General features: G+C 59.2%; 1 protein-coding gene and 1 pseudogene. Both read right to left on the reverse strand.

Going from position 1 to position 4,831, the window contains the following annotated elements:
- Positions 1–196 precede the first annotated feature (196 nt).
- Entirely contained in the window at positions 197–3,670 is a 3,474-nt protein-coding gene (locus LO50_RS14295; RefSeq protein WP_044315430.1) for a DEAD/DEAH box helicase family protein, read from the reverse strand.
- A gap of 578 nt (positions 3,671–4,248) precedes the next feature.
- Positions 4,249–4,730 (reverse strand): annotated as a pseudogene (locus LO50_RS24205) (IS5 family transposase); the annotation flags it as partial.
- Positions 4,731–4,831 lie beyond the last annotated feature (101 nt).

A 4,831-nucleotide genomic window follows, 5' to 3' on the forward strand; every position in this document is an offset into this window, starting at 1 on the left:
GATACAAGAAAAAGCCCCGAGAATCTTGAGATTCTCGGGGCTTTGTATTTGCCGGGGTCGTTTGAACCTAATTTGTAACTAGCTGAATTTTAAGTGTTTTAAGTTATTCAAATATTTAAGGGATACAGGTAGGGATACAGCGTCGCCTCTGCTGGCATCAAGAACACCTTAACCATTCTCAACATTGCCCCATGCTTTAGGCCGCAGCCCCTTGGTTGATCTCGGCGATCAGTGCCACAATTCCGTCGGAGTCTCCAAAGGCGCCATCCAATCCTTCATGGTGCACCGCAGTGAACGGCGGTTCGTAAAGCTGTCCAGGCTCGATGGTGCCGTGCTTGGTCAGGCGCTCGATGATCATCTCGACAAAACGGATCTGCTGGCTGTTGTAGCGGCTGCCGTCGAGGAACTTGCCGAAGGCTTCCAGGGCGGCATTGCGATCCAGGCCAACCAGCGAGCGGATGAACAGCGGCAGGGGTTTGTCGTCGCCAAAGCATTCGATGAAGCGTTCGCGGCTTTCCACCGGTTCGGACTGGTAGACGAAGCGCTCCAGCTCTTCCAGGTCGGTCGGCGTCAGCGGTTTGTTGTGCTTGAGCTTGGCGATGGCCACGTGGTTTTCGTTGGCGCGAATATAGGTCTCGACCTTCTTGCGGTACTGGGCCAGGTTGATGCCGGTGCTGAAATCTTTGAGCACGACCTCGCTGGCCTGGCCGATCTGGTCGGTAAGCATGGTGTACACCGGGTTGGACTGGTGCCGCTCGATCAGCTGGATCAGCCCACGCAGTTTGCGGCGCACCTGCTCGATCATCGGTAGGGTGATGTCCTGCCAGTATTCCTCGGTCTGCAGATCCTGGATCAGTGCCAGTTCGGCGCGGATGGCTGGGATGCTCTCCATGGTTTCCAGTTGGCTGGCCAGCTCGCGGATACGGTCGCGGTAGGCGATGAAGTCGCCACTGGAGCGCAGCACCGCGAGCTGCAGGTTGAGGCAGAGCAGGTCGAACAGCTTGGCGGTAATGTGCTCAGTCTCGCGCTCGCTGGGCAAGCCGGCGACGTGGGCGCGCAGATCGCCCAAGGCAGCATCGTCCAGATCGTTCCAGACATTGCGGTCGGTGAAGCGCACCACGTGTTCGCGCTCGGTACGCACGATGAAGTTGTCCAGGTTCATCGCCGCCACTTCGCCGTGCAATTCTTCCGTTACGCCCTGGCGCAGGGTAGCCAGGCTGTCGTAGCCGCCGATGGTTTCGGCGGTGCCTTCGGGTACTCGGGTGTCTTTGCCGGAGAGCAGTGAGAGTAGATCCAGGCGCGCCTTGAACAGGCGTTTGCCGACCGGTTCGGCCATGCCGCCAAGGGCGCCTTTGGGATACTCGTTGAAGTATTCGAAGTTGGCGCAGAAGTCGAAGATGTAGAACTCGGTCTTGTTCACGCCCGGCGCAAACAGGTTCTCACACAGGCGCGTACCGCGGCCGACCATTTGCAGGAACTTGACCTTCGAGCGCACCGCCTTGAAGAACACCAGGTTCAGCACCTGCGGCACGTCGATGCCGGTGTCGAGCATGTCCACTGAGATGGCGATCTGCGGCAGGCGGCTGTCCTTGGCACCGAAGGCGTCAAGCAGCGTTTGTACATAAGGCTCGCCATGCACGATGACGCGGGCGAACTCACCCTTGTACTGCGGATAGTGGTGATCAAAACGGCGGGCGATGAACTTGGCGTGCTCCTTATTCACGGCGAAGACGATTGTCTTGCCGATCTTTTCGCCGCCGTCCACCTTCAGGCCATGCTGCATCAGGTGCTGCAGCATCAGGTCTACGGTGTGCTCGTTGAATAGCTGCTTGTTCACCTCCGAGGCCAGCACTTCGGCTGGCGCATCGCCGTCCTCGGCGGCGCGGTCGCCCCAGTCCAGTGATTCCCAGTGTTCCTTTTCCTCGTCGCTCAGCTCGTCGTAGCGGATGCCCTCGCGGACGAACTTGATCGGCACCGAATGCGCCTTGGGCGGTACCAGATAACCGGCGGCCACGGCTTCGTCGAGGCTGTAGGCGTCGGTGGGAACGCCCGTCTCCAGGCCGAACAGGTGGTAGGTGTCGCGATCAACCTCATCGCGCGGGGTGGCGGTGAGGCCGACCAGGTAGCTGTCGAAGTAGCGGAAGATCGCGCCGTATTTCTGGTAAACGCTGCGGTGCGCCTCGTCGATGATCACCAGGTCGAAGTGGCCGATGCCATAGCGGCGCTGTTCGCCGTTCATCTCGTCGATCAGGCCCATCATGGTCGGGTAGGTGGACAGGTAGACACGGCCTTGGCCGTTCTTCTCGGTGACCAGATTGACCGGGCTGGATTCCGGCAGGTGGGTTTTAAAAGCGCTCACAGCCTGGTTGACCAGTGCCACGCGGTCGGCGAGGAACAGCACGCGCTTGACCCAGTTGGCGCGCATCAGCAGCTCCACCAGCGCGATGGCTGTGCGGGTCTTACCTGTTCCGGTAGCCATGGTCAGCAGGCCGGCGCGGCGGCCGCCTGCCATGGCCTCGGCCATGGCGCGGATGGCGCGGTGCTGGTAGGGGCGCTCGACGATGTCTTTGTTGATCGGCAGGATGCGCAGATCGGTCTGTAGCTGCCGGCGTTGTACGGCCAGTTCCAGTTCCTCGCGGGTATAGAAACCCTGCACCTCGCGCGGCGGCGCGCGGCGGTCGTCCCACAGCCAGGTGTGGTTGCCGTTGGTATAGAAGATCAGCGGACGCTGGCCTTTCTCGGCTTCCAGACAATCGGCATAGAGCTTGGCCTGCTGACGGCCGACGTCCGGGTCATTCAGGCTGCGCTTGGCTTCCACTACCGCCAATGGCTTGCCATCGGCGCCCCACAGCACGTAATCGGCAAAGCCTTCGCCCTGAGCATTGGGCATGCCCTTGAGCGGCACTTCGACAGAGAGGTTCTTGCCGGCTTCCCAGCCGGCTTCGCGCAGCAGCACGTCGATAAAGAATCGGCGGGTGTCCGCTTCGTCGTAGTCGTGGGTGTCCGGTACGGCGATATTGGCGGCCTTGGCTTTTGCCAGCTCGGTGCGGGCGGCGGCAAGGTCGGCGTTGACCTGCGCCAGCAGCGCCTCGCGCTCGGCCAGTGTCGCGGCCTGCTCGGCGATGGCCGCCTCGCGTTTTTCCAGGGCGGCGTGCTGGTCGGCGATCTGCAGGTGGAACCTGGCTTCCTGCTTCTTCAGCTCTTCGCGGGTAAACACCGCCGCGTCGCTGGTGCTGACTAGCTGCGGCACGCGCTTCTCGTCGAAGCTGGCGACGATAGCCTTGGGATCGCTGGCGCGAGTGTAGGTGCGCGCCAGCCAGAACAGCACATGGAACAGTTCGCGCACCAGCTTCATGGCATCGCTGAAGCTGATAGTGCCGCTGCCATGCACCGCCTGGTTGCCGGCCTTCTGAATCAGCCGCATTTTTTGTAGCACCTGCGGCGGCGGTAGGTCCTCGAAGTCGCGGTTGGTCAGCAGTGCATTAAGGCTACGGTCGTACGGCATGTGCAGGTCGCGGTCATGCTCGTACAGCCAGTGCACCGCCTGCTCCAGCGCATGGCGGGTACGCATGCAGCAAGCTCGCGGGTCGGAATAGACCAGTTGCTCGGCACCTTTCGCGGGCTCAAGGAGCGGTTTGAATTCGGGGGCGAGGAACTGGAAGTTGGTCATGATCCACCCACATCTACGTCAGAGCAACACGATCGAGAACGCGCAAAATATCAAGACCCCAGGTATATGGATTTGGGGTCGAAGGTGTCGCACAGGTAAGGTGTAAAGCCCGCAAGTAGAATAGAGATAGCAACCAAATCCCTCATGTCAATTTGCCTTGTTACACCTTTTGGATTTCCTGCATGGCGAATGCCTGGATAGTCAGAGGCAAAGCCATAGAGACTCTTTAAAGAGCCACTAACAGCCCTGTGCGGCCATGAGCTGACCTCGCTGCAAATCCTCCCAAGCTCTCCACTGGTTACTCCTGGGCATAGTGCGCCTAGAGCTTCAATTAAATTGACCTGCTTCTGTATAGCGGTCTTGATTCGCCTGTCAGAAGAGTCTTGTCGCAGGTCGCGTATGCTTTCCTCAAAATCATTCATCAGCATATTGAGATGTTCATTTTGAGTCGTTAGCACTCGAAGCTCTCGAATAAGGCTCGAAAATATTCCTGGAAGTGTAGGGCATAGAGTGCATGGGCTTCGCAAGTCGTAGCGGAGACTATACTTCTCTATGAAATTGCTCAAAAGGAAAATATATTGGTGCATTTCTGGATCGCGTTTGCCTTCCTTATTCTTGGTCGAGCTCGGCGCATGGATCAGCGTGGCATCGACGATAGTGCCTTGGCGCAACGAAAGCCCGCGATCGCCCAAATAGCCGTTGATAACGCCAAGGCTGCCAGCAGCCAACTCGTGCTTCTCCAGCAGGCGGCGGAAGTTGAGGATAGTGGTTTCGTCCGGGATACGTTCCAAGCTCAAGCCTGCAAACTGGCGCAGGATGGTCGTTTCGGACAACGCTTCTTCCATCGCCGGATCGCTATAGCCGAACCAGTTTGCAGCAGATGCACGCGTAGCATCGCCAGCAACGGATAGGACGGGCGACCTCCTTCTCCCTTGGGGTAGTGAGGCTCGATCAGGGCAATCAAGCCCTTCCACGGCACTACCTGATCCATCTCGATCAGGAACAACTCGTTGCGAGTTTGCTTGCGCTTGCCGGCGTACTCGGCGTCGGCGAAGGTCATCTGCTTATTGGGATACTCAGCCAGCGGGATCAACGTATTTCACCAGAAGGAGGAGGTCTTTTTCAGATGGTATGGACGCCTCCCCCCGGCAGCGGGCCGAC

The sequence above is a fragment of the Stutzerimonas stutzeri genome (assembly GCF_000935215.1).
Classification (GTDB): Bacteria; Pseudomonadota; Gammaproteobacteria; order Pseudomonadales; family Pseudomonadaceae; genus Stutzerimonas.